The 21,794-nt window shown below is 62.5% G+C and carries 26 protein-coding genes and 1 pseudogene; 9 read left to right on the top strand and 18 right to left on the bottom strand.

Annotation, left to right across the window (positions count from 1 at the left end; genetic code table 11):
- Window positions 1–5 precede the first annotated feature (5 nt).
- A complete protein-coding gene (locus NKI54_RS05770; RefSeq protein ID WP_352690845.1) occupies window positions 6–2,513 on the top strand; it encodes an SGNH/GDSL hydrolase family protein in 2,508 nt (835 codons plus the stop codon).
- A 10-nt stretch (window positions 2,514–2,523) separates the two neighbouring features.
- Here the strand turns inward: NKI54_RS05770 and NKI54_RS05765 are convergent, their stop codons facing one another.
- The 5 genes from NKI54_RS05765 to NKI54_RS05745 form a co-directional block, all read right to left on the bottom strand.
- Window positions 2,524–3,204 (bottom strand): SGNH/GDSL hydrolase family protein, encoded by a 681-nt coding sequence (locus tag NKI54_RS05765; RefSeq protein ID WP_352571326.1) that lies wholly within the window; start codon window positions 3,202–3,204, stop codon window positions 2,524–2,526.
- A gap of 357 nt (window positions 3,205–3,561) precedes the next feature.
- On the bottom strand, window positions 3,562–3,822 hold the full coding sequence (locus NKI54_RS05760; RefSeq protein ID WP_502898202.1) for a hypothetical protein: 261 nt from the start codon (window positions 3,820–3,822) through the stop codon (window positions 3,562–3,564).
- A 189-nt stretch (window positions 3,823–4,011) separates the two neighbouring features.
- The gene (locus NKI54_RS05755; protein WP_352690843.1) at window positions 4,012–4,827 is read right to left on the bottom strand and encodes a Coat protein; all 816 of its coding nucleotides are present in this window, start codon (window positions 4,825–4,827) and stop codon (window positions 4,012–4,014) included.
- A gap of 23 nt (window positions 4,828–4,850) precedes the next feature.
- Window positions 4,851–5,759, bottom strand: coding sequence for a hypothetical protein (locus tag NKI54_RS05750; protein WP_352690842.1), 909 nt, complete (start codon window positions 5,757–5,759; stop codon window positions 4,851–4,853).
- 218 nt (window positions 5,760–5,977) lie between these two features.
- Window positions 5,978–6,550: a hypothetical protein gene (locus NKI54_RS05745; RefSeq protein ID WP_352690841.1), complete on the bottom strand. Its 573-nt coding sequence runs from the start codon at window positions 6,548–6,550 to the stop codon at window positions 5,978–5,980.
- Between the two features lie 110 nt (window positions 6,551–6,660).
- Here NKI54_RS05745 and NKI54_RS05740 point away from each other — a divergent pair, with 110 nt between their 5' ends.
- The 3 genes from NKI54_RS05740 to NKI54_RS05730 all read left to right on the top strand — a co-directional run bounded on the left by NKI54_RS05740 (window position 6,661) and on the right by NKI54_RS05730 (window position 7,771).
- Complete coding sequence (locus NKI54_RS05740) at window positions 6,661–6,849, top strand: type II toxin-antitoxin system HicA family toxin (protein ID WP_352621462.1); 189 nt, start codon at window positions 6,661–6,663, stop codon at window positions 6,847–6,849.
- 4 nt (window positions 6,850–6,853) lie between these two features.
- Complete coding sequence (locus NKI54_RS05735) at window positions 6,854–7,255, top strand: type II toxin-antitoxin system HicB family antitoxin (protein ID WP_352621460.1); 402 nt, start codon at window positions 6,854–6,856, stop codon at window positions 7,253–7,255.
- Between the two features lie 195 nt (window positions 7,256–7,450).
- Window positions 7,451–7,771 carry a YMGG-like glycine zipper-containing protein gene (locus NKI54_RS05730; RefSeq protein WP_352458164.1) on the top strand — a complete coding sequence of 107 codons (321 nt, stop codon included), beginning with the start codon at window positions 7,451–7,453 and terminating at the stop codon, window positions 7,769–7,771.
- Window positions 7,772–7,993: 222 nt separating this feature from the next.
- Here NKI54_RS05730 and NKI54_RS05725 read toward each other — a convergent pair whose 3' ends face one another.
- The 4 genes from NKI54_RS05725 to NKI54_RS05710 form a co-directional block, all read right to left on the bottom strand.
- Window positions 7,994–8,317 carry a Bbp19 family protein gene (locus NKI54_RS05725; protein ID WP_352690839.1) on the bottom strand — a complete coding sequence of 108 codons (324 nt, stop codon included), beginning with the start codon at window positions 8,315–8,317 and terminating at the stop codon, window positions 7,994–7,996.
- Complete coding sequence (locus NKI54_RS05720) at window positions 8,314–10,056, bottom strand: portal protein (RefSeq protein WP_352690838.1); 1,743 nt, start codon at window positions 10,054–10,056, stop codon at window positions 8,314–8,316. The genes NKI54_RS05725 and NKI54_RS05720 overlap by 4 nt, the downstream gene beginning before the upstream one ends.
- Window positions 10,057–10,238: 182 nt before the next feature.
- Entirely contained in the window at window positions 10,239–11,402 is a 1,164-nt protein-coding gene (locus NKI54_RS05715; RefSeq protein WP_352690836.1) for an acyltransferase family protein, read from the bottom strand.
- Between the two features lie 364 nt (window positions 11,403–11,766).
- A complete protein-coding gene (locus NKI54_RS05710; RefSeq protein WP_352690835.1) occupies window positions 11,767–12,360 on the bottom strand; it encodes a hypothetical protein in 594 nt (197 codons plus the stop codon).
- Between the two features lie 131 nt (window positions 12,361–12,491).
- On the opposite strand from NKI54_RS05710, the gene NKI54_RS05705 reads away from it, so the two are divergent.
- Window positions 12,492–12,782 (top strand): hypothetical protein, encoded by a 291-nt coding sequence (locus NKI54_RS05705; protein WP_352690833.1) that lies wholly within the window; start codon window positions 12,492–12,494, stop codon window positions 12,780–12,782.
- Window positions 12,783–12,820: 38 nt separating this feature from the next.
- On the opposite strand, the gene NKI54_RS05700 is transcribed toward NKI54_RS05705, so the two are convergent.
- The 5 genes and pseudogenes from NKI54_RS05700 to NKI54_RS05680 form a co-directional block, all read right to left on the bottom strand.
- Window positions 12,821–13,024, bottom strand: coding sequence for a hypothetical protein (locus NKI54_RS05700; RefSeq protein ID WP_023675723.1), 204 nt, complete (start codon window positions 13,022–13,024; stop codon window positions 12,821–12,823).
- A 9-nt stretch (window positions 13,025–13,033) separates the two neighbouring features.
- Window positions 13,034–13,840, bottom strand: a complete 807-nt coding sequence (locus NKI54_RS05695) for a terminase large subunit domain-containing protein (protein WP_352690832.1) — start codon at window positions 13,838–13,840, stop codon at window positions 13,034–13,036.
- 316 nt (window positions 13,841–14,156) lie between these two features.
- Window positions 14,157–14,783, bottom strand: a pseudogene (locus NKI54_RS05690) (terminase large subunit domain-containing protein); the annotation flags it as partial.
- Window positions 14,749–15,147 carry a hypothetical protein gene (locus NKI54_RS05685; protein ID WP_352638342.1) on the bottom strand — a complete coding sequence of 133 codons (399 nt, stop codon included), beginning with the start codon at window positions 15,145–15,147 and terminating at the stop codon, window positions 14,749–14,751. The pseudogene NKI54_RS05690 and the gene NKI54_RS05685, both read right to left, overlap by 35 nt.
- Before the next feature lie 3 nt (window positions 15,148–15,150).
- The gene (locus NKI54_RS05680) at window positions 15,151–15,558 is read right to left on the bottom strand and encodes a hypothetical protein (protein ID WP_023675716.1); all 408 of its coding nucleotides are present in this window, start codon (window positions 15,556–15,558) and stop codon (window positions 15,151–15,153) included.
- Between the two features lie 372 nt (window positions 15,559–15,930).
- Here NKI54_RS05680 and NKI54_RS05675 point away from each other — a divergent pair, with 372 nt between their 5' ends.
- Window positions 15,931–16,749: a class I SAM-dependent methyltransferase gene (locus tag NKI54_RS05675; protein ID WP_352690830.1), complete on the top strand. Its 819-nt coding sequence runs from the start codon at window positions 15,931–15,933 to the stop codon at window positions 16,747–16,749.
- A gap of 712 nt (window positions 16,750–17,461) precedes the next feature.
- Window positions 17,462–17,767 carry a hypothetical protein gene (locus tag NKI54_RS05670; protein WP_023675713.1) on the top strand — a complete coding sequence of 102 codons (306 nt, stop codon included), beginning with the start codon at window positions 17,462–17,464 and terminating at the stop codon, window positions 17,765–17,767.
- Between the two features lie 71 nt (window positions 17,768–17,838).
- Here NKI54_RS05670 and NKI54_RS05665 read toward each other — a convergent pair whose 3' ends face one another.
- The 3 genes from NKI54_RS05665 to NKI54_RS05655 form a co-directional block, all read right to left on the bottom strand.
- The gene (locus tag NKI54_RS05665; RefSeq protein WP_352638345.1) at window positions 17,839–18,192 is read right to left on the bottom strand and encodes a hypothetical protein; all 354 of its coding nucleotides are present in this window, start codon (window positions 18,190–18,192) and stop codon (window positions 17,839–17,841) included.
- 300 nt (window positions 18,193–18,492) lie between these two features.
- Window positions 18,493–18,924, bottom strand: coding sequence for a DoxX family protein (locus tag NKI54_RS05660; RefSeq protein ID WP_352638346.1), 432 nt, complete (start codon window positions 18,922–18,924; stop codon window positions 18,493–18,495).
- A gap of 302 nt (window positions 18,925–19,226) precedes the next feature.
- A complete protein-coding gene (locus NKI54_RS05655; protein ID WP_352453705.1) occupies window positions 19,227–19,976 on the bottom strand; it encodes a tryptophan 2,3-dioxygenase family protein in 750 nt (249 codons plus the stop codon).
- Window positions 19,977–20,133: 157 nt separating this feature from the next.
- Here NKI54_RS05655 and NKI54_RS05650 point away from each other — a divergent pair, with 157 nt between their 5' ends.
- Entirely contained in the window at window positions 20,134–20,610 is a 477-nt protein-coding gene (locus NKI54_RS05650) for an Lrp/AsnC family transcriptional regulator (RefSeq protein ID WP_502897310.1), read from the top strand.
- 5 nt (window positions 20,611–20,615) lie between these two features.
- Here NKI54_RS05650 and NKI54_RS05645 read toward each other — a convergent pair whose 3' ends face one another.
- Window positions 20,616–21,089 carry an Lrp/AsnC family transcriptional regulator gene (locus NKI54_RS05645; RefSeq protein ID WP_352453704.1) on the bottom strand — a complete coding sequence of 158 codons (474 nt, stop codon included), beginning with the start codon at window positions 21,087–21,089 and terminating at the stop codon, window positions 20,616–20,618.
- A 111-nt stretch (window positions 21,090–21,200) separates the two neighbouring features.
- On the opposite strand from NKI54_RS05645, the gene NKI54_RS05640 reads away from it, so the two are divergent.
- Complete coding sequence (locus NKI54_RS05640) at window positions 21,201–21,767, top strand: RBBP9/YdeN family alpha/beta hydrolase (protein WP_352638128.1); 567 nt, start codon at window positions 21,201–21,203, stop codon at window positions 21,765–21,767.
- Window positions 21,768–21,794 lie beyond the last annotated feature (27 nt).

The raw sequence follows: 21,794 nt of genomic DNA, 5'->3' as shown, positions 1-21,794 counted from the left end.
TTGGAATGGCTGAAACAGGCATATACAGTACCGACCTCCCACTGGTCGCCGCTCTGGACGAGGTGACCGGTAATGCTACGATCGACGGCATACGGCGCTCGGCACGACAGTCGATGGCCGATCACGCCGAGCAGATCATGGCCGACGGGCCGATCGCGGATGCACTGGCAGCCGAGGCGGCAGCGCGGACCAGCGCGGATGCATCGTTGGATGAGCGCGTCAACACGTTGGAAACGGGGAACCTGCCGGCCCGCATGACGGCCGCCGAGGCCGAGCTCGCGGATCATGAGATCCGCATCGACAACACAGAATCCCTGATCGCGACCGGAGCGAAGACGCCGGTGGCGGTGTCGACGCTCTCGACCGTCAACATCCCCATAGCCACCGGCCTGATCAACGGCGCCAACATTGGCGGCTTCGTCGTCTCCACCGGCCAGTTGGTCGTGCTGGCCGGACAGACCGCTCCGGCCGAGAACGGCGCCTATCCTGTCGTCGCTGCCGGCGCGACGGCGCGAGCGTCCGCTTTTGACACCAGCGCCGAGCTGCTCGGCGCGACGTTCGGGGTGACCAACGGAACGGTCCAGGGCACGGTGTACGCGGTGCGCAACACCGGTGCCATCAACGTCGGCGTCGATGCCATCGTCATCACCCACGCCTATGGCACGCCCGGCAACCCGACACAGGCCGAAGTCACTGCGGCTCGGCAGGGCTATGTCGACGTCGCCGCCAACCTGACTGCAATGAAAGCCTCGACTTCGGCACTGGCCTTGACGGCAGATACGCTGGCCCAGATCGAGGGCCTCAGCATCGCCACGGCCAAGCTGACGGAGGCGGCCGGATCGATTACTCCGACCTGCTTCAGGTCTTACAATTTCGTGTCGGGAACCGTGGTTGAACAGGTCGTCATCGCCAGAGCAGGCGAACGATCCTTACTACAGTTGCTTAGCAATAATTACACAGTCAATTTCGATCTTGCGGCTGGCACGTTTTCCGGGTCTGGCGCATGGTTCACAAGTGCTTCGATGACGGCGCTAGGTGGAGGCTGGTACGAGTGTAAGGTCGTCATCACCCCAACCTCCAGCGGTTCGCTGAATGTTCAGACGCGCTTCTCAGCAGCCGGGGCCTATCCCTACGCCGGCGACAGCGTATCGGGCATGTACGTGCGCAGCATTGTGCTGCGGCTCCCGAATACAACCGCCAACCTCTTTCCGAGCAGCGATCCCACTAACGCCGCCTTCACCAAGACTAGCTTCACGGCGACAAGCACGGTGAGCCCGGAAGTTCGCTCACTACCGCCCCTGCAGGCGGCCGTCGATGCGTTCGATCTACAGATTAATGGGCGATTGACGGCCGACAAGATCATCGAGCCCAGCGGCTCGGGCAGCCCTACAGTCTATCAAGCCAGGTCATGGGTGATTGGTGACGTCGTTGTCATCGATGTCATTGCCAAAAAGGCAGAGCGGACGCGCTTCAATCTCTTCTCCAATAGCGGCTTCATCTTCGACTGTACGTTCGATCTGGTGAACGGAACATGCTCCGGCACGGGTGCCAGCATCTTGGCACTCGGCAATGGCTGGTACCGATGCAGAGTGGCGGGGACGGCGACCGCGACGGGTTCCGCGAACGTTCAACACCGCGTGTTTCCGGCCGCTGGCGGCCACCCATACGTGGGGGATGGCGTCTCTGGGCTCTATTTGCAGCAATCGAGCTTGAGCGTAAACGGAGGGATCAACGTTCTCGCATCGCCGAGTGACTATAGCTCTGCGTCTTGGTTAAAGACTGCGGGCACCACGGTTGCGGCGAACGTTGGCAACTACCTCGGCCTGCTTTCTGACCCGTCGACGTTTGGTGCTGGTGCTTATGACGATGGCCGGATCGCATTGGTTGGCAAGAAATGGACGGCTCTTGGCACGAGCATAACCGCCCAGGCGCAATACACGACGCCGCTGGCGAGTTCGTCGGGCATGGTGCTGACGAACGCAGGCGTTTCGGGCGCGGCTCTCGGGGTAAGCACCACGGGCTATCCGAGCACCGGAATATACGACGCCATCGCGACGATCCCCACAGACAGCGAGATCGTGACCTTGGAGGCAGGCGTCAATGATTTTTGGGCTCAGGAAGTATTGCTTGGCGCGCTCAACGACACGACGACGTCCACCTTTTACGGTGCTCTCTGGGCCGCGGTCGTAGCCATCCGAGCCCGTGCGCCCAACGCAAAGATCATCTTCATCACGCCATACTCTGGCGGCTCCGGCCACGCAACGGCGCGGATCATGCGGACCAACAGTCACGGCAATACCCTGGACCAGTTCCAGAAAGCCGTGCGCGACGTGGCGAACCTGACCGGCTATCCCTGCATCGACATTGCCGGCAAATCGGGCATCGGCTATTTCACCGGCCTTTTGTACATGAGCGACAATCTGCACATCAACGCGACGGGGGGAACTCGCTATGCCAACTGTGCGCTCGATGATCTTCGGAAGCTATCGCGCGCCGGGTTCTTCGGGACCTGATCGGTGACGGTCAAGCAGGCTGCAGTTTGCCTGCCGAGGCCAAGTCGATAGCTTTTTCCAGCAATGGGTTCCAGTGCTGGTATCCCTCAAGGGAAAAATGGACGCCATCTCGAAATGCGGAGTCGTATGCTAGACCGCCTCTTTCTATGGACAGCCGAAATAGCGTGGCGGCGTCGAAAACATTGGCGGCAGTCATCGCGGCAATCTCTTCATTCTCCATCTGGATCAAGGCGCGATTATAGCGCGAAACCCATTCTCCCTCCGACCCAATGTCTGTGATTGTTAGCAGTACGAGCGGTTTCCCTGCGAGCGAACGGGAAAGCGCGTCAAGAGCAGACCGGAAATAAAGCCGGCGGAACTCCAGATCGTCGCCCTCACTGGTCTGTGCGTCGTTAATCCCGATAGCGACCACAGCGCCGGCAACTTTGCCCCACAGATGTGCGCCCTTGACGCGGCTTACCACGGCTAAAACATCGGCGATTCGGGAACCTGAATAGGACCCTCGCGCGACACGCGGATTTGAAATGCCGGCGCTTGAACCTTCCATCAAGCTATCGCCCAAGAGTAATAGCTTTGGCGATGAAGCTCTTGTAAGGACGTCGAGAAGGTCGGCCTCTCGATCAGCCCGCGAAGTCCCCACAATTTTGCGCAGAATAACTCGAGATCTTGAGACAACGTGCTCAAGCGTCATGGTGAAGCCTCCCAAACCCTCTTCTACTTAGCTGGTTTCGTAGAGTGCGGCTAGATCACGCGGGCGTGAATGGATGGCACAGGGCGAGAGCGAATTTCGCTTCGTTTGCGGGTGCGTAAGAATATCGCTCAGTTGGCGGGTGCGTTAAAAAAACGCGTGACAGGTGCTCGGGTCAGTTCCCGAGAAGCGGGCCTTAGATTGGCGTCCGACCCGCTCGACAGCATCAAACAGATGACTGCCGCACCTGGCCCTTACGGGCACCGGGACGGTGACCGATTCTCGAAAGCCGTTAAATGACCCTTCAAGACCATTCAAAAGCATGGTCCGGCCTGAGAATGTCCGCCTCTTCGCGATGGGTCAGCTGGCAAACAATTCCTTGTAGCCAGTCGTTACCATCCAGTTCGCTCGGTCGATATGGCTGCGAAGAGTCTTGCGAGCGCGGACCGGTTCAAGGATGGGGTCGATGCCCAGAATGAGCTTGGCCATCTCCTCTTCGCTGGCATTGTCAGCGCAGGCGTCCAGGATCTGCAGGTAGATGGTGAAATGCTCCTTGTCGTAAACCGTGATGGAGTCCGACCACGGAACTTCTTCAAAGATTCCATGCTTCATAATGAACATGCCTTTCGGATTGCTCCATGCGCGCCGGCCTCCAGCCGGTGCGCTCGCTGGGGTTTCCATGCCCAGGAATTCTCGCGCTGCTTGCGGTCTCGTCAAGAGGCCGGCGCTGGAACCACGTTTAACGGCCGTTGAAAGCGCGCGATTTGGTGCCAACTGAAGTTGCGCGGAGGTGCCAAGTGATTTTGCGCGCTACATGACACCACCGCCATGGCCCTGCCGCGGCTTGCGGTCGAACTCGAGCGGCCCCCCTTCGGTGTTGACCGGCAGTTCGTTCCACAGGATTGCCTTGTCCTTGAACATGAACGCCGTGTAGACGCCGCCGGCAACCGGAATGTCGTCGTCGACGACGGCCCTGAGCCCCATGTAATAGGGGATCAGCGCCCCGCCCTGCTCGGACGACGGCACATAGTCGATGAGGTCGGCGAGTTTCAGTGCCTTCATCTGTTTCGAGTGCATCCAGATCGTCTTGAACTTGTCGGCGCGGTCGCCCATCAGATAAGCGGCCTCGATGATGTCGGTGTCGACGATGGAGGCACCGGTGATGCGCACCAGGTCGCCTGCGTCATTGGCAATGTTGTCGGCCAGCACGCCTTTCAGTATGCCCAGCAGCGTCAGCTTGTTGGCGCGCTGCCAGTAGTCGGTCTGGCGGCGCACGATAAGCTTCTGCGGATCGTCGCCGGCAAGGATCGAGGTCAGATCCGGGATGCCCCAGGCCTGCGCACGCACATTGCGGGCCGCGACTTCGCGGCGCGCGCCGATCTTCTTCATTTCGATCGAGTCGGCCGGGTCGTCGTTGACCGGCTCGGACGGATCGTTGCCGAGGTCCTTCCAGCCGGGCATGTCGACGGAACGTCCGCCCAGGCTGAGCTTCGAGGCGATCGACGGGTCGGAAAACAGGATCCCGGCCTGGTAAATCTCCAGCGACTGGACGTGCTCCTCGAACGAGTATTGCGCATAGACGGACGGAACGATCGCGTCAGCGATACGGGTATAGGCGTCTGCCATTTTTGTCTTCCTTCAGGTTTGGGTTAAAGAGGATTGTTGGGCATCCACAGGTCTGGATTTTCGCCGGCCTCGCGTGCCAGCCGCCGGGCGCGGGCGGGGTCGCTTTTGACCAGGGCTGAGATGCCAGTCAGGTTGCGCTCGCCGGCGGCATTGCGCTTGAAGGGATTGCCTCCGCTCAAGGCAGCATTGCCGTCGATCGTGTCTTCGCGGAACATCGCCTCGCCGATGGCGTGGAACGCCTTGGCGATCTGCGGGTCGGTCAAGGCACCGTCCGGCAGAAGGATGCCCTTCGCCTTGTAGGCATTGACCAGTCCGAGCTTTTTCATCGCCCGGTTGGCGACCTCGAGCTTCTGGCGAAAGCCATCGCTGCCGGTCGGTCCCCAATCCCTGACGAGGTCGTCATGCGCCGTCTCGACCGAACGGGCAACGGCGATTTGCTGTGCCTTGGCCTGCTCGGCCATGTAGCCGACGAAGCGGTCGTGATAGGCCTGTGCGACCTTCGGGGTAGCACCTGCCTCGACTGCCCAGGCCTTGGACGCACTGGCGAGCTCGTCCGAATAGGCGAAGTTTTCGGGGAGCCCGTCGGGGCGCCTGTACTCGACCTTGTCGGGCGAGGTCAGCGGACGCATCGCCTCGGGCAGCCGGGCATGGAACCTGTCCCAGTCTTCCGCGGCTGCATCGGCTGCCGGAAGGCGCAGGCTCTCGCCCTGCTGCCGCTCCAGCTCCGCATAGGAGGCGAAGACCCGATCGAGGCTTTCAGGCTTGGTCCAGCCCTTGGTTTCAGCAAGCTTGCGGTTGCCCTCGGAAAGACCGTCAAACCAACTTTTGGCCGCAGGCGGGGCGGACCCGTTGTCCCCGTTGGCCGGTGGCCGTGCAAGGTTGCCCGCCGGTGGCGCCGCCACCACGGACCCGGCGTCTGCCAGATCTGTCATGAAAAGATTCCTTTGCTGAGAGTTTGAAGGCCGGTGATGAGAGCACCGGCGGTGAAACTTGGTATCTCCCCCCTCGAGGGGGAGATGGCCGGCAGGCCAGAGGGGGTAGCCGCGCGTGGAGCGCCGACCTCATCTGTCGCCGGGCGTCGCGCCCGGTCGAACCGACCCCCTCTGTCGCCTTCGGCGACATCTCCCCCTCAAGGGGGGAGATTAGCGCCTCAGGCATTATCGCCCCAGTTCTCCCAGAGCAGCGTGATGGTGCCCGACACCGCCAGCGTGCCGTCGGCGTCGATATCGGTGCCGGTGGCAAACGCCAGGTTGAGATAGAGGTCGACCGGCGTCACGGTGCCGTCGAGCGTCAAGGCTGCGGCAACATCGGCAATCGATGCGCTCGACGGCGCGGCACCCGCGCCATCCAGCGTACGGCCGGTCGCGCCCACCACATTGGCCATAGTGCCTGCCAGTACAGCGCTCGATGCTGCCGCCGAGCCTAGCGACCAGGTCAGCGCGACATTGTCGTTGATGGTCGAGGCGCGTGGCGTCAGCACGGCGAACTGCAATCTTGCCGTGCCGCCCTTGATCCGCACCTTGCCATCGAGAAAGTCGAAGAGCTTCTGGCTGGCAAAGCCCTGCGCATCGGTGACCGGCACCGGCATGGCATTGAAGGAGAAGACGGTGCGGTAGGCGCCGCCCTGCCCGGTCGTCCTGGCGGTAAGCCCCGCCCTGGGCGGGGCAAGGCCGGCTTCTCTGGCGGCGGCACGCGAAAGCGTCCGGGCAAGACCTCGGGTCATTTGGTATCTCCATTCTTGCGGGATTGAAAACGGGGTCGGCTGGGCCGCCGCACGCAACAGCGGCAAAAGCTCATGGACATTTGGATCAGTTATGTGTATCTATACACAACATGAAGAGCGCCGATGTCATTCACAGGCTGTTGGCGGATGGCTGGTACGAAGTGGCTCGAAAAGGAAGTCACGCCCAGTTCAAGCACAAATCCAAGCCGGGCCGGGTGACAGTTCCGCATCCCAAGCGCGACATCCCGATCGGCACTCTCAAGAGTATTGAAAAACGATCCGGCGTGAAGCTGAGGTAGAGAAATGCGGAACTATATCGGATTGATCCACAAGCAAGCGGACAGCGACTTCGGCGTCTCCTTTCCCGATTTTCCGGGCCTGGTGACAGCCGGCGTCAACCTGGATGATGCCCGTGCCATGGCCGGGGAAGCACTGGCCTTTCATGTCGAGGGGCTGGTCGAGGATGGCGAGGCCATTCCCGTACCGTCGTCCCTGGAGGAGGTGATGTCGGACAAGGACAATCTGAGCGGTGTCGCCATCCTGGTTCCCTTGAAAGCTGAAGCTGCGAAGGTCGTGCGTGTCAACGTCACCATTCCGGAAGATGTCCTCGATCAGATTGACCGATATGCGGAGCGCCACGGCTACAGCCGATCCGGATTTCTGGCCGCTGCGGCGAAAAAGGTAATGCAGATCGAGGCGGCGTAGCGCCCTGGAAGGCGCGACTGGAGATGAAGCTCTTTGGGTCTTGTTCGGTTACTTTCTTTGCGGATCAGGCCGTCAGACAAAAACAACCATGTCTTATTTCGTGAGGCACGGTGCCTATGTTCCGCCGCAAATGCGACCGTACTTGGCAAAATCAGCCTGCGAATTAGTTCATAGACTTCAAGGGAGTATCAGACGATGACCATGTCCAGAGCCATTGCCGCCATGTTCGTAACCGCCGCGCTGGCAGGCTGCGCGCAGACCGAAGCACAGCAGAGAACCAGCACCGGTGCGCTGCTCGGCGCCGGCGCCGGCGCGCTTGCCGGCCAGGCGATCGGCGGCAACACCAAGAGCACGGTCATCGGTGCCGGAGCCGGCGCCCTGCTGGGCGCCGTTGTCGGCAATGCCACCACGCCGCAGCCGCCGCCCGGCGAACAGCTTTGCCGCTATCAGGACCGCACCAGCGGCCGCATCTACACCGCCCCCTGCGACGACCGCTACTACAACGGCGATTATTGAGCCGGCGCGGGCTGCAAATCACGACAAGGCCGGCGGGACAGCACCCCCCTCTGGCCTGCCGGCCATCTCCCCCTCAAGGGGGGAGATTGGGTATCTTGTCTGCTTCCGCCAATCACCAACGTTGCAGGATTGGCGGCTAGGGCGAAGCTGCTGATCTCCCCCCTGGAGGGGGAGATGGCCGGCAGGCCAGAGGGGGGCGCCTCGCGCCTTTCGGACCTTATCCTACCTCCCCTCCAGCCTCGCCGCCTTCTCCAGCGCAGCCAACTGCGCCTCGTCCAGCGTCAGGAACCCCATAATATGCTGCACCACTTCGGCCCGCGCATTGCTGAGCGCGCTGTGCAGCTCGAAGCCGTTCGGCGTCTTGGTCTTGGCCAGCCACTCGCCATAGGACGGGCGGCGGTAATAGCCGGTTGCGGCCGCCAGGTCGGCCAGCACCATTTCGCCGTCCTGGCCTGAGAACACTCTGAGATAGGCCTTGGCCAGGGCATCCTGCGCCTTGGCCGGGCCGCCGGCCTGGCTGGAATGGGCGAAGCGTTTGCCGCTCATGCGCCCTGCCCGCCCGAAGCATCTTGCACACCCTGCGGCATCAGCCCGCCGAGCCCGTCGAGCAGGCCGCTGTCGCGCGCCTGCACTGCCGCCGGCACGGCATCCCTGGCGACCTTGCCGGCGGCAGCCATCGCCGCCATGCCGGCCTGTTCAGCTTGAGCCTTGGCTCTGGCATCGCGTATTCCCGCCACTTCGTCCTGGCGGCGAAAAATGCGCTGCGGGCTGCGGCCGGCGCCCTGCACGATCTTCAGCGCCTCGTCGCCGTCGATATTGTCCATCACGCCGGGATCGAACTGCGCCATCTGCATGGCCGTGGTGACAACCTGGATGGTGTCGCGCGCCTCGGCCGAACGGCGCAGCACGTCGAGCGGGCCGGTGAAGGTCGGCCGCAGCGCCTTGCCGGCAAGGCTCGCCGGCGGCAGGAAGCGGCTGTCTTCCTCGTAAAGTCCCTTGTCCTCGAGAATGCCCAGCTCGCGGTCGAGATTAGAGGCAAAGCCGGCCTGGATGATCGAGCCGGACGGCCCGAGCAGCGCGCCCTTCTCCTCCTGCCGGATCAAGGCTTCGGTCGCCGTCATCTGCGGGTTCTGTACCAGCGTCTGGAACAGATTGACGAACATCATGTCGCGGATCTCCTCGGCCCGGCTGTCGGCATAATTGAAGGCATAGGTCGGGTTCTGGCCGGTGGCGATCGGCGCGATCAGCGGCCGGCCGGCATCGTCGATGAGGCCGGGATAGTTCTCGCCGGGATTGAGCACCGGCACATAGTCGAGCCTTGCCTTGGAGGCGGTCGCCGGATCGGTGATCTGCTGCAGCGCGCGCAGGCCGGAGCGCCGCACGGCGTTCTCCTCGCGCACCGTCGTCAGCGCCTCGATGGTCGGCGAGATGCCGTACGGATCGCCCTCGTAGCGGCGCCAGTTGAAGCACGACACCGGGAACGAGCGAAAACCGCTTTCCCTGACGATCGCCTCCTCGTCCTCGATCACGTGATAGGAAGCGAACGCGGTATCGAGATACTGGTAGGAGCCGCTCAGACTGTACATCTTGCGCTCGTCGCGCGGCTGGATGCACTGGATCAGCGAGATTTTCGTCTCGCATTTGGCGGGGTCGTCGACCAGGATTTTGATCCGCGCCGGCAGTCTGTCGTAGCCGAGCAATTGCGCCGCCTGCCGCGCCGTGCGCTCGTAGCGGCGGTGGAAAATGTCGACCTGGCCCCAGCGGTTGCGGGAGAGATAGCCCTCGACCACCGGGATCGAGGCATAGCGGATCAGCGTGCCGCCAAAACCTTCCTCGGCATAGAGATACGCCGGGCCATAGCGCACGACGTTGCGCAGGCAGGCCTGCGTTGCCGGCACGAAGTTCGAATTGGCGGAGTAGCGCAGCGAGAAAAGGAAATCGCGCAGCGCTTCCGCCCATTCCTTCTCCTCGTCGGTCTCCTCGTCGTTGATGGCCGCGGTCGACAACCCATGCCATTTCTCCGACTGCGGGATGATCAGGCTTTCCAGCCCCGCGGCCAGCCGGTTGGCGGCCGAGTTTATGGTGTTGGCGTAGACCCGCGCACCGCGCCGCTCCTGCCGCTCGGCCTGCGAATCGAAGCCGGCCTTTCGGCTGCCGCTCCACATGTCGGGCGCATCGGGATCGCAGAATTCCGACACCGCCTCCCAGACATGCTCGTACTGGCTGCGCTCGCTCTCCAGTTCAGCCTGTCGCGACAGGATATCGCGAGCACGGGAATCGCTCATGGTCAGCCTCGCTTGATAAACTCAATTGGAAAAAAGAAGTGGCGGGCACGCCGAAGCGGCCGATCTCCCCACTTGAGGGGGAGACGTCCGGCAGGACAGAGGGGGTCGTCTCGCGTGGACCGGCGACCCCCTCTGTCGCCTTCGGCGACATCTCCCCCTCAAGGGGGGAGATCGGCAGCGCCTTATTCCGCCGGCGTCGTCTCCAGCGCGGCTTTGCGCCCAAAGCGCTGCACCACGAAACGGCCCATCTTCTGGCCGGGTACTTCGATCAGCGTATAGGTGATCCAGGACAGCAGGCACACCACCGGCAAGACCACGACAACAACGATCGCAAAGCGCAGCGGCGCCGACAATTCGTGGCCGAACTGGGTTATGACCAGAGCCGCCACCGGCTGGAGAACCAGCAGATGGATCAAATAGATGCTGAAGGAAAGCTCACCCATCAAATGAAAGAACCTGTTGGCGAGCGTCATGGCGATCTTTCTGGCCACGATGCCCGCCATTCCCGGCAGCATCCGGTAGAGAACCAGGGCAAAGAACCCCAGGACGAGCGCTTCGCGCATCAACAGCTTGCCCAGCCCATAGCCGCCGCCGAAGGGCAGCGCCGCCAGCAGCATGGCCAGTGCCAGATGCACGAAGGGCCGCTTCTGCCTTTGATGGACGACGCCCGCCAGCAGCATCCCGCACAGGAAAATCTGCATCTTCAACGGCAGGAACGACGGCATCGGAAAATGCACCGACAACTGCCCCATCAAGAACACCATCGCGCTGCCGGTCGCCGCGGTCAGGATGGCCGCCCATAGCCAGTCAAGCCTGCGCACCAGCAGCATGATTGCCGGAAACAGTGCGTAGAACTGCATCTCCAGCCCGAGGCTCCAGTCGGGCAGCGGCGTGCGATAGGCGAAATTCGGCACCAGGCCGAACAGGAACAGCAGATGAGCGCCGATGTTTTTCAGGCCGCTGTCGAGATAACGCTCGGGCGCCTGCGGCGACCTCAGCAGGAACTCGTCGATGACCATTCTCGACCCGTAGAGATAGGGGCCAAGCGCCAGGGCAGCGAACAGCATGACGTAGAACAGCGGCGCTATCCTGAAATAGCGGCGGGTCCAGAATTTCAGCCAGGTTTCCGGCCTTTGCCACGGCTCCTTGGCCTGGCGCAGCTGGTAGTGGAACACCATCAGGAAGCCGGACAGCATGATGAACAGATCGACGCCGAGATCCGGTTCGCCCAGAATAGGAATCTGCCAGCCGGTCAAAAGCAGGCAGTGCCCGATCAGCACCCAGATCGCGGCGAGCGCCCGAAGCCCGTCCAGGCACTCGATCCGCGATGACCGAGCTTCTGTCATGCCGAACTCCTCGATTGCCATGTTGCAATGCAGCATGGCGGCTGAGGGAGGAATGTCAACCGTGCGGAAGGAACACGATTTGCGCTCGGCTGTTACGGAGAACGCGGAACACCTGAGGGCAATTGTAGAGGCATGCACTTGAACACCCGGGGCGCGAAGGATCGCAGCTTACGCGATCCCGGCAGGCAAGCTCCCGTCTATCTCTTCTTCACCAACCTTGCATGCCGCCGCCAGTACCACCAGGCCAGCACCCGGTTGCGGAACACTCTTCTCATGGCGCCCATGTCACACCCCCAGCAGCACGCGGCGCTGGCCGGTGAGCTCACTGGGCGACAAATCGGTCTTCACCGTTCCGGCGGTGCCGTCATTGGCCGCAAGCTGGGCCCGCAAGGCGGCTTCGCGCGCCTGTACGTCCTTGTCGGCAATGGTCGGTGTCGGCGGCAACGGCTTCAGCGCCGGCGGCTTTTGAAAAAGGCACATGGTTTTCTCCAGAGTGAGAGGCTCTTGTCCAGTCGTAGAGCAGAAAATCCTCGCCGTTCCTGCCATAGCCCGGCAGGCGGCAGCGTTGCGTCGCGCCGAGCCGGCCTAGCCAGCGCAGCGCCAAATCATTGGCGGCCAACGCTCGCGCCTCGACCCGCCAGGCGCCGCGCGCCGCAACCTGCGGCCCGAGCACGGCATGAAAGAATTCCGTAATCCCAGGCACGCAGCGCCTCATGCGGCGCGTGCCCCAGCTCCAGGCGATCCACAGTCCGCTGCGCTGCTCGGCAGCGCCGAAGCCGGCCTCCGGATTGCCGTCGAGCTCGGCGACGTAGGCAAACCCTTGCAGCGCCATCAGCGCCAGCAGCGCCGGCGACCACTCGTCGAACTGGCAGTCGATCTCGGCCCGGTCCTCGGGCCGGAGGTTGGCGGCGATGTAGGAGAGGTCGCGCAGGGTGGCGGGAATGATGCGGAGGATCATGTTGGGTCACTTTCCGGCACGCTGCGAAGCGGAGAGCCCTAGGGAAACGAGGCGCCAAGCTAGATTGACTCTCTTTGCCGTCTGGATTTCCTTGGCCTGTGACTTGTGGATGTACCTATGGGAACAAGCGCATGACTTGTAGTAACTGCGCGCCGATCGAGGAGACCCGTACGATCTTTAGCACCGGTCGTCTCGCGGCGGCGATCACGATGGCCAAAGAGGCCATACGCGACGGTATTCTGCAGGAAGTACCGGGTGGTCCTATGTCGAGTGTCATCCCGTTTTCGGATCTCAACCCGGATGGACCATGGGACGATCTGCTTCGTTACCGCTTTCGGTGCACGACCTGCGCACAGGTTTTCTTGCTCTCCGCAGAGACCTATCATGGCAGCGGCGGCGAATGGGCTAAGGAGCCCGGCTAAGCTTTTCGGCGCTTCGTCCTATGCGTCCGCCGCGAATCTCAGTCCTGGCGTATCTTCGCGGACATCCGGCTGTCGATCTCGGTCAGCTTGGCGAGAATGCCTTCCTGCGCCTGCACCATCGCCTGTTGAACGCGGATCAGCTTGAAGGTGAGCCAGATCGTTACCCAAAGGCTTGCTGCGAGATAAATCAGCATCGGCATCCAGGAGATGAATATCCCGAGCAGCGAGTTTTCCGATTCCATATTGCCCCCCTAATATGATGTTGCCGCTACATCGTCGTTTTGCCGCCGGGCGTGCATAAACGCAAGCATCGTCACCGAAACGCCCCCAGCGGATCGCTCTGCCCGGCCTTCCGCCGCGCGGCCTTGAACACCGCCGGGTCGACCTGCGCTTCCCTCAGCATCATCACGCCGTAGCAGGTCGCGGCCATCAGATCGTGGCGCAGCTTCACCACTTGGCCGTCCCTGCGATGATAGAGACGGAACTCCTCGAACCAGGGCAAAAGCGTCGAAACCACCTTGAAGCGGCCTGATTGCATGCGGCCGAGCATCGGCCTCGACCGATACCGAACCGTCGGCGAACTGCGCATGGCTGGCGAGCATGTTCAGCCCATGCGCTGAATACTGCCTGGCAAGTGCGGTGCCGGCACCCTCCAGCGTCTCGCGGCGGCCGTCGCGCGGCCATGCCCATGGCAGCCAATCGCCCCACGGTTTCAGCGTCAGCGCCTGCATGGCGGGAGTCTGCTGCGAGGCACGGCAGGCTTTCGTGACATAGACCACATCGGCCTCCGTATCCCAGGCGAGCTCGACCGCCGCCGAGGGATGGTCCCAGCCGAAATCGAGCGCGCCGAGCCTTGGCCAGTAGCGCGGCAGCGGGAACGGCTCGCAGGCGATCAGTTCCTCGGCCACCGGAAAGATGCGGCCGGAGCCGAGCACCGGAATGCCTTTTGCCCTGGCTTCCCGCTCATGCGCCGGATAGGCGGCAATGATCTCGGCGCGCTGCTGCGGCGTATAGTGCTCGGCATCGTCGATGGTCATGAAGGTGACGTGACGGGTCATTGTTTTTCACCCTCGCGGCATTGAATCGTGGTGGCAGGCACTAGACGTATGGTGTTGTTTGACAAAGAACTTTCCGATGGCGGGACAGCGCCCCTCTCTGTCCTGCCGGACATCTCCCCCACAAGGGGGGAGATTGGATGTCATCCTGGTTTTCGCCAATCTTCAACGGTTGCAGGCAGGCGGGACGCGGAAAATGCCAATCTCCCCCCAAGTGGGGGAGATGTCCGGCAGGACAGAGGGGGGCGCGAAGGAACGCGAGTTGTACGAGTTCGCAGCACTGTCACCCCTTGCCCATTCCTCCCACCTCCCCCGCCGACAAGAACAACAACACCACATCGCTCATGCCGAGCAGCGGCGTGAAGGTGACGATGGTGATGCCGCCGGTGGCGTTGGTGCGGGTCAGCCCTTCGGAATAGATGTCGAGCGGCGGCTCCTCGTCGAACCAGACGCCGTGCAGCGTTTCGCCCTGCCATTTCTCGCGACCCTTCTCGTAGCTCTTGAACGACAGCACCGATTCGTCGGCCTGGACGTCGCCGCCGCCGCCCCAGCGCACCACGACGCTGTCGAGCGCGCCCGGCGCCCGTCCCGCCATCGTGCTGACGATGGCGTCGGCCGGGATCATGCCGGTGCCGGCCGCCTGCTGCTGCGGCGGGCCGATCAGGATGCGCTGCGGGTTGTCGCGCGTGCTTTCGCCGGTGACGCCGGCCGCCCACATCCGAACCGGACAATCGAAAACCTTGCCTTGCCACCAATCTGGATAGCGGCCGGTGAGGTGCATCGCCCATTCGGCGCCGCCGGCCCTGGTCTTGCCGAGCTGGTTGCCGGCCATGAACAGGCGCTCGCGATTGGTCGCGCCGGCTGCATGGAACTCGGCCTGCCTGGGATAGGGCCGATAGGCGGCAAGCTGGTTAGTGCGGCGCCTGCGGTCCAGCTCCGCCAGCAGGCTGAGATATTCCGTCCTTGCCGCCCGGCTGTGCGAGGCCTTTTGCGAAGCCCGGCTTCTCGAGGAACGGCCTAAGGACGGCTTCGAGGCCGCGGATGCGCTGCCTGATTTCGTCATCGCTCAATGCATCCAGATTGTTGATGTTGACACTAATATCCTTGGGCAGCACCGACAGCACGAGCTTCAGGTACTGGTCGGGCTTTTCGGCGCGCACCTCGGCGATAACGCCGGCGCCATGGGCGCGAAAATCGGCGCGGATCGCTTCGAGAAAGCCGTCGGCCAGCGTCTTCTTCGCCCGCTTGGTTCGGCTGCCGGGTGCTTGATCGTGCGGCTGCGAATCGCCGGTGGAAGGAGCTTCGGCCATGCCCTACTCCGCCGTCCCAGCGGAGACCGCCGGCTTCTTGTTGCCTGGCCGCACGATGCGCTTGCGCGGCCTGGCCTTCTTGCCGGCGCGTGCCGACTTCGGCTTCCGCGGCTGGCTTGCCGGTTTCGCATCAGTCGTCGTGCCGGGCTTCATCGCACCGGCGTCGGGCAAGGCATTCAGCCTTGCCCTGAGAATTGCCACCGCCTTGCCGTCGAGTGCTCCCGACGGGAAGCCAAAGCCGCCGACCGCATCGACGGTGCCGCCGCGCACCATGCCGATCCGCACGCCGGCGGCCACCTGCTCGAAGCGGCCATGGCGTGCATAGGGTGCGGTGCCGGCGAACTCGCCAATGGCGCTGACGACCTCGCGGCCGTCATCGTCGGTGATGATGGTGGCATAACGGTTGGACATGGGGTGTTCTCTGAAGTGGGCGCACGGGCGCGTTGGGAAATCTATGGACGATAGGTGGTTGCGGACCGGGATAGTCGGTCGCGTTCATTTGCGCCGACATACCTCGGCAGCACACGCAACATTCGGTCGAACAGGAGCCCGAAATGAAAAACCCGCCTCGGCGGGCGGGTCGTTGGAGCCAATTGGCACCATACCCAGATTAGTAGCACAGCTGCCGGCACAAAGCAAGAACAAAATGTGGCGCGGTGGAAGAAAATGCACTGACGACCTCGCACCCTCGTCGGTGAACGGCTGGAAGGAGGGGCGAAAAAGGCGGGCATTGCGTGAGACTTGCGTTGATGGGATGGTGGTTGCGCTTGAGGGGAACGCTTTATGGGCAATGTCACCAGTCACTACGGCAGCGACGGCATCGTCGATCGCATATTGGCCGCGATCCCGGACGCCGACCCGGCCGGAAAACTCGCGGCCGCGCAACTCTATCCATTCGATCAGCTCCATGGCCGCGAACTGATCGCCACGCGGGAGCATGCGGCCCGTCTTGCTCCTTCGCCGACAGATCGGATCCTGGATATCGGCAGCGGCATTGGCGGGCCGGCAAGGTTTCTGGCCTCGACCTATGGCTGCCAGGTCGACGGCATCGACCTGACACCAGCCTTTGTCGCCGCGTCGAGCCGACTGACCGCACTCAGCGGACTGGCAGACAAGGTTCGCTTCCATCAGGCCGACGCGACGAAACTGCCTTTTGGCGACAGCACCTTCGATGCGGCGATCTGCTTCTATGTCGGCATGAACATCGAGAACAAGGCCGCGGTCATCGACGAGGCCTGGCGCGTGCTGAAACCGCGAGGCAGGCTGATCTGGACCGAAGCCGTGCTCGCCGGCGGCGAGCCCTACTATCCCATGCCCTGGGCGGTTTCTGCGGCGACCAGCCACCTCGCCGATCGGGAAAAATTGAAAACCCTGTTTGTCGATATCGGATTTCGCATCGACGAAATCGTCGACGAAACCGGCGAACATGTTGAGCTGGCGCTGAAGAGGGCCAATTCCGGCATCGTGCCCTCGCCGGCGCAGCAGCAGGCAAATGAAGTCGTCATGGGCGCGGAATTCCTGCAGCGCCGCCGCAACTACATCCGAAGCCTGAGTGACGGAAAACTCGCCTCGCTCGCCGTGATCGTCTCCAAACCGGCCTGAAACAAAAAACCCGCCTCGGCGGGCGGGTCGTTGGAGGCAATTAGCACCATACCCAAATTAGTAGCATAGCTGCCGGCACAAAGCAAGAACAAAATGTGGCACGGCGGCAGAAAAATGCGAATTCCGTTCAGCGCCTCACCTTGTCCGCCTCCCGATTGACCTTCCAAGAAGACCGCTAGGCTGCATTCCTTCGCGCCCCTCTCTGTCCTGCCGGACATCTCCCCCACTTGGGGGGAGATCGGCTTTCGCGCCGGCTTTCGCCAATCTCCAACGTTGCAGGAAGAGCGCAGCGCCGAAACCGCCAATCTCCCCACTTGAGGGGGAGATGGCCGGCAGGCCAGAGGGGGGTACTGTCCCGGGTGCTGTCCCGCCGACTTCACAGCCGGCAACACAAGCAACGTTCGATCGAAAAGAAGCCTGAAAACAAAAACCCGCCTCGGCGGGCGGGTCGTTGGGGCCAATTGGCACCATACCCAAATTAGTAGCATAGCTGCCGGCACAAAGCAAGAACAAAATGTGGCGCGGCGACAAAAAATCCGAATTCTCTTCGGCGCCTCGCGTTGCCCGCCAGCCACTTTGTGGGCGCGAACGCAGCGTCGGCAATTGGCGGTTCCTCCATTTGCCGGGCATCTCACCGGCCGACGAGCAGCCGCAACCGCGGATCAGAACAGGCATTCGCGCGTTTGAACCCCAGCCAATGGGAGCGAAAGCCATGAACGTCGCCAATCTGCAACTCGAAGGCCTGCTGATGGCCATCGCATCGATCAATCAGGTCCTGGTCCGCAAGGGCGTGCTCTCCGTCGAGGAGATAGACATCGCATTGCGCAAGGCCGAAGCCAGCGAGACCAACGAGGAAAGGTCCGAAGGCATGTCGGCGTCGAGCCGCGACGCCGTCAACTTCCCGATCCGACTGCTGGAGTTGGCCAATCAGTGTCAGCCGGAGACGGACATGCCGTCCTTCTCGAAACTGGCGCGCATGGTCGGTCAGATCAAGGAACCTTACAACGACCAGATGTGACGCGGCGATCATAACTGACGCCGCGACAACGGCTTGCCGCGGCGGGGTGGCAAGACTGCTGGCGGCGCCTGCTAGCGGCCCTGCAGGATCTTGATCAACTTGCTGCTGTCGGCCCCCGGCGAGGAAAGCCTGCGATAGTCCGCGTAAGTCAGCCTGCCATTAGCAACGGCATTAAAGAGCCGGTTACAAAAGGCGCTGTCGTATTTTGCGACACTGACATTCATGATTGCTGCGTAAGTCTTTCTTTCGTTGAGCGGCGTGGACCTCTCGCGTGCAATGCATTCGTTGATCGCCACGCGCTTGGTGACAGGGCTGCCTTCAAGCGTGGTATGCATCGTGTTGAATTCGCCTTCGGTCAAGGTAGTGCAGCCGGCAAGCAGAGACGCGCCGATCATGGCGGCAGCAAAACGCGTGGCGATGTTCATGAATTCCCCCTCAAGACCCGCGTCTTGCTTAGCCCGCCGAATGTTGGAAGTACAGAGGGGAATGCAGGCGCATCTACAAAAAGCATAAACCTCGAACGCTCGTACTTTAGCTGTCGCTTTTATTGTGCGCGACCTGCGGATGGCCGGGATGACGGTACCCGGCCGCTCTCGATCGTCACGACGATGCTGGTGCGGATCGTGCTGCCGATCTGGCCCTGGTTGCGATCATGGACCCGACCGCCATTGTCGCAGCCACCCTTCTGAGCGCCTTTACGAGAACGCCGGATCCGAGGTTGGGGATCATCCCCTGCCAAGCCTCAGCGCCAGGACCCTGCCCGGCCCGTGCACGGCGGCGAACAGCAGCCCGGCCAGGAAGGTGAAGTGATCGACGAAGAAGCCGAACTCGGCCTGGTTGCCGGCCCAGTGCGACGGCCCGTGGAAGGCGAAGCCAAGGAACAGCACATAGGCAGCGGCGACGAGTGCTGCCCATGAGAAGAAGGCGCCGGTCAGGAAGCATAGAACGAGGACGACCTCGAGCAGGGCTGCGCACCAGGCCAGGAACAGCGGGAACGGAAACCCGGCCGCCGCGATATAGCCGGCGGTGGCGCCGATATCGATGAATTTGAAGATCACGGCCATCAGGAAGACGGCGGCGAAGATCAGCCGGCCGATGAGGATTGCCGCGGTCTGCCACGGCGACTGAACGGTTGATTGAGCGGTTTCCAAGGTCATGATGTCCTCCCAAGAGTTACGATGATTGTGCCCCAAGGACGCACCACCAGCCGCAAGCCCGACATCATCCCCCGAAAAACCTGCAGGATACAAGCGCGTAGCGAGAAGGCCTCGCAAGACCAGGGTTCCTCGCCCCCATTCATGGGGGAGAGGTGGCGCGGCGAAGCCGCGACGGAGAGGCGCCGGCAAAGAAAAGGCCCCTCTCCGGCCGCGGAGCCTGTCCTCGGGCTTGCCGAAGGCAAGACCCGTGGGCGGCCACCTCTCCCCCCGCTTCGCGCGGGGCGAGGAACCCAAGCCTGGCTCTACTCCGCAGCCTTCGGCTTACTGATCGGCTCCCGTACCGTTCCATACTGGCTGCCCCAGCGGTCGGTCATCGCCCAGCGTATGTCCCAGAGTTCCGGGAAGAAGCGGTGGCGGGCGCCGGCTTCCAGCAATTCGACCGGCCGGCCCTTCAGCGATTTCGCGCCGAGGCCGATCGTGCGGTGGATGAGATAGAGGTGGTTGGCACGGAATTTCTGGAACAGCTCGTCGAACTCGATCAGCGCTTCGGCAACGACATAGCTGTCGCCGTGATCGTAGCCGGTATCGTAGACATCCTCGACCGAAAGGCCGCGGTCGTCGAGGTATGACGCCTTGAAGGCCCGCCACAGATCCGGCGGCAGACGCAGCAGCTGCTTGAAACCCGGCGATTCCTGACCGCTGCCATTGCCGAGCTGCAGCCGGATCTGCTGGTATTCCTTGGGCGACATGGTTTCGAGTAGGTCGAGCTGCGCCGTCATCAGCCGCATCAGCCGGTGCACGCGCGCCATCAGCGTGACGATGCGATGCGTGTCCTGCTTTTCCAGGAAATCAACGACATCGACCAGCGTATAGGCGATGAGCTTCATCCACAGCTCCTCGACCTGGTGCACGATCTGGAACTGCAGCTCGTCGGCATTCACCATCTCGGCCAGCGGCTTCTGGCAGGCAAGCAACCTGTCGCATTTGAGGTAGACGCCATAGTCGCGCATCTCAGGCGTTTCGATGCGGGCATAATAATCCTGCTTGTCCATGGCCATGCTCCTTGCCCCGGCCGTTCGGCCGCAGGCGCTTGTTGGATCCCGGTCCCCCGAGTCTAATCGCTTTCTTGCCGAACATTGTCCCTTTCTGTTATTCGATTGGCGGGAAACGAAGGACGAAAATTGTCGCTGAAGCAGATTGGAAGAACGAATGATGCTGGATGCGGTCGACCGGAAGATCGTCGCGGCGCTCGAACGCGAGGCCCGTATCTCCTTTGCCGCGCTCGCCGATGAGGTCGGCTTGAGCAAGACGCCGTGCTGGAAGCGGGTCAAGGCGCTTGAGGACGCCGGCGTCATCCGCGGCTACTCGACCCGCATCGACCCGGCAAAACTCGGCTTCGGCATCGAAGCCTTCATCCAGGTGTCGATCGATTTTGAGCTGTCGGACGCCTTCGAGGCGGCAGTGCAGAAGCATCCGCTGATCCGCCGCTGCCACGCCACGACTGGCGAGGCCGACTATCTTCTGCAGATCGTCACCGTCGACATGATGGCGCTCGACAGGATGCTGCGCGAGGAGCTCAGCCGGCTGCCCGGCGTGCGGCGCACGATCACCTCGATGGCGATGCGCGAGATCAAGGGCGGCATCTCGTTCGCCAATGCCGTCGGGCATACGCAGACCAAGCGATAGACCGGTCAGGCCCTGGTCATCAATTCGCGTCCCAGCCGCTTCGGTTGCTCGGCGCGCAGAACCACATTTGTCGTCACTGTGCCGTAGTGGCCGATGCTGTCGACGATGCTTTCAAGATCGGGCGGTGACGGGACCACGACCTTGACCAGAAAACAATCCTCGCCGGTCACCCGCAGCACCTCGACCACCTCCGGCAATTGGGCGAACTTCTTCAGGCAGGCCTGGATATGCTCATGCGTGGTGCGCAGGCGGATGACCGCCATGGTGCCGAGCCCGAGCGCTGCCGAATTGATCACCGCCTTGTAACCGGTGATGACGCCGCGCTCCTCCAGCCGCTTCACCCGTTCCGAGGTGGCGGGCTGGGACAGTCCGACGCGGCGGCCAAGCTCGGAGATGCCGATGCGGCCATCCTCCTGCATGATCTCAATGATCGCCAGATCGGTGGGGTCGAGCCTTGGCCGATAATCGCCGTTCCGCATGATCGCCTTTAATCCATCGGATTTCGTCGCTGCTTTCCGATGATCTCTCATTCCGCCACCTGGGAGAAGACCTAGAATTGCACGCGCTGCATCAGGAAAGAAGGGCTTCGCATGACCGACTTCATCATTGTGCCGGGCATCGGCGGATCGGGCAAAGCCCACTGGCAGACACGTTGGCAGCAGGCAAACCCGGCGATGCGGCGGTTCAACCCGGCAAGTTGGGACGCGCCGGACCTCGACGACTGGGTGGCTGCGCTGGAAACCGCTGTATGCCAGGCAAGGACACCGCCGGTGCTCGTCGCCCATAGCCTCGGCTGTCTGCTCGTCGTACACTGGCAGCGGATCTCCCCCCGCTCTATCGGCGGCGCGTTGCTGGTCGCGGTTCCGGACCCTGCGTCGCCGGCCTTCCCCTCCTCCGCCCGGGCCTTCGCCGACGCACCGCAACAACGGCTTCGCTTTCCGTCGCTGATTGTCGCCAGCACCAACGATCCCTACGGCTCGCTGGACTATGCCAGGGCGAAATCCGAGCGATGGGGCAGCGATCTCCATATCGCCGGACCGCTTGGCCACATCAATGGCGACAGCGGGCTCGGCGACTGGCCGGCGGGAATGGAGCTGCTGACAGCTTTTCTAAGTCAAACGCAGGCAATCGCCCGAGGCGCCGTGCTTCAGCCGTAACCGCACCAGGACGGTTATCGCGCCGCC

Origin of the sequence: Mesorhizobium sp. M0663, assembly GCF_040320585.1 — a bacterium.
GTDB lineage: Bacteria > Pseudomonadota > Alphaproteobacteria > Rhizobiales > Rhizobiaceae > Mesorhizobium.
Note: the sequence above shows the minus strand (reverse complement) of the source record. Positions and strands in the feature narration are given on the sequence as shown.

What these genes read in the sequence shown, in the direction of transcription:
- NKI54_RS05770 (WP_352690845.1), top strand. Translation starts at nt 6, where the DNA reads ATGGCTGAAACAGGCATATACAGTACCGACCTCCCACTGGTCGCCGCT.
- NKI54_RS05765 (WP_352571326.1), bottom strand. Translation starts at nt 3,204, where the DNA reads ATGACGCTTGAGCACGTTGTCTCAAGATCTCGAGTTATTCTGCGCAAA.
- NKI54_RS05760 (WP_502898202.1), bottom strand. Translation starts at nt 3,822, where the DNA reads ATGTTCATTATGAAGCATGGAATCTTTGAAGAAGTTCCGTGGTCGGAC.
- NKI54_RS05755 (WP_352690843.1), bottom strand. Translation starts at nt 4,827, where the DNA reads ATGGCAGACGCCTATACCCGTATCGCTGACGCGATCGTTCCGTCCGTC.
- NKI54_RS05750 (WP_352690842.1), bottom strand. Translation starts at nt 5,759, where the DNA reads ATGACAGATCTGGCAGACGCCGGGTCCGTGGTGGCGGCGCCACCGGCG.
- NKI54_RS05745 (WP_352690841.1), bottom strand. Translation starts at nt 6,550, where the DNA reads ATGACCCGAGGTCTTGCCCGGACGCTTTCGCGTGCCGCCGCCAGAGAA.
- NKI54_RS05740 (WP_352621462.1), top strand. Translation starts at nt 6,661, where the DNA reads ATGAAGAGCGCCGATGTCATTCACAGGCTGTTGGCGGATGGCTGGTAC.
- NKI54_RS05735 (WP_352621460.1), top strand. Translation starts at nt 6,854, where the DNA reads ATGCGGAACTATATCGGATTGATCCACAAGCAAGCGGACAGCGACTTC.
- NKI54_RS05730 (WP_352458164.1), top strand. Translation starts at nt 7,451, where the DNA reads ATGACCATGTCCAGAGCCATTGCCGCCATGTTCGTAACCGCCGCGCTG.
- NKI54_RS05725 (WP_352690839.1), bottom strand. Translation starts at nt 8,317, where the DNA reads ATGAGCGGCAAACGCTTCGCCCATTCCAGCCAGGCCGGCGGCCCGGCC.
- NKI54_RS05720 (WP_352690838.1), bottom strand. Translation starts at nt 10,056, where the DNA reads ATGAGCGATTCCCGTGCTCGCGATATCCTGTCGCGACAGGCTGAACTG.
- NKI54_RS05715 (WP_352690836.1), bottom strand. Translation starts at nt 11,402, where the DNA reads ATGACAGAAGCTCGGTCATCGCGGATCGAGTGCCTGGACGGGCTTCGG.
- NKI54_RS05710 (WP_352690835.1), bottom strand. Translation starts at nt 12,360, where the DNA reads ATGATCCTCCGCATCATTCCCGCCACCCTGCGCGACCTCTCCTACATC.
- NKI54_RS05705 (WP_352690833.1), top strand. Translation starts at nt 12,492, where the DNA reads ATGACTTGTAGTAACTGCGCGCCGATCGAGGAGACCCGTACGATCTTT.
- NKI54_RS05700 (WP_023675723.1), bottom strand. Translation starts at nt 13,024, where the DNA reads ATGGAATCGGAAAACTCGCTGCTCGGGATATTCATCTCCTGGATGCCG.
- NKI54_RS05695 (WP_352690832.1), bottom strand. Translation starts at nt 13,840, where the DNA reads ATGACCCGTCACGTCACCTTCATGACCATCGACGATGCCGAGCACTAT.
- NKI54_RS05685 (WP_352638342.1), bottom strand. Translation starts at nt 15,147, where the DNA reads ATGGCCGAAGCTCCTTCCACCGGCGATTCGCAGCCGCACGATCAAGCA.
- NKI54_RS05680 (WP_023675716.1), bottom strand. Translation starts at nt 15,558, where the DNA reads ATGTCCAACCGTTATGCCACCATCATCACCGACGATGACGGCCGCGAG.
- NKI54_RS05675 (WP_352690830.1), top strand. Translation starts at nt 15,931, where the DNA reads ATGGGCAATGTCACCAGTCACTACGGCAGCGACGGCATCGTCGATCGC.
- NKI54_RS05670 (WP_023675713.1), top strand. Translation starts at nt 17,462, where the DNA reads ATGAACGTCGCCAATCTGCAACTCGAAGGCCTGCTGATGGCCATCGCA.
- NKI54_RS05665 (WP_352638345.1), bottom strand. Translation starts at nt 18,192, where the DNA reads ATGAACATCGCCACGCGTTTTGCTGCCGCCATGATCGGCGCGTCTCTG.
- NKI54_RS05660 (WP_352638346.1), bottom strand. Translation starts at nt 18,924, where the DNA reads ATGACCTTGGAAACCGCTCAATCAACCGTTCAGTCGCCGTGGCAGACC.
- NKI54_RS05655 (WP_352453705.1), bottom strand. Translation starts at nt 19,976, where the DNA reads ATGGACAAGCAGGATTATTATGCCCGCATCGAAACGCCTGAGATGCGC.
- NKI54_RS05650 (WP_502897310.1), top strand. Translation starts at nt 20,134, where the DNA reads ATGATGCTGGATGCGGTCGACCGGAAGATCGTCGCGGCGCTCGAACGC.
- NKI54_RS05645 (WP_352453704.1), bottom strand. Translation starts at nt 21,089, where the DNA reads ATGCGGAACGGCGATTATCGGCCAAGGCTCGACCCCACCGATCTGGCG.
- NKI54_RS05640 (WP_352638128.1), top strand. Translation starts at nt 21,201, where the DNA reads ATGACCGACTTCATCATTGTGCCGGGCATCGGCGGATCGGGCAAAGCC.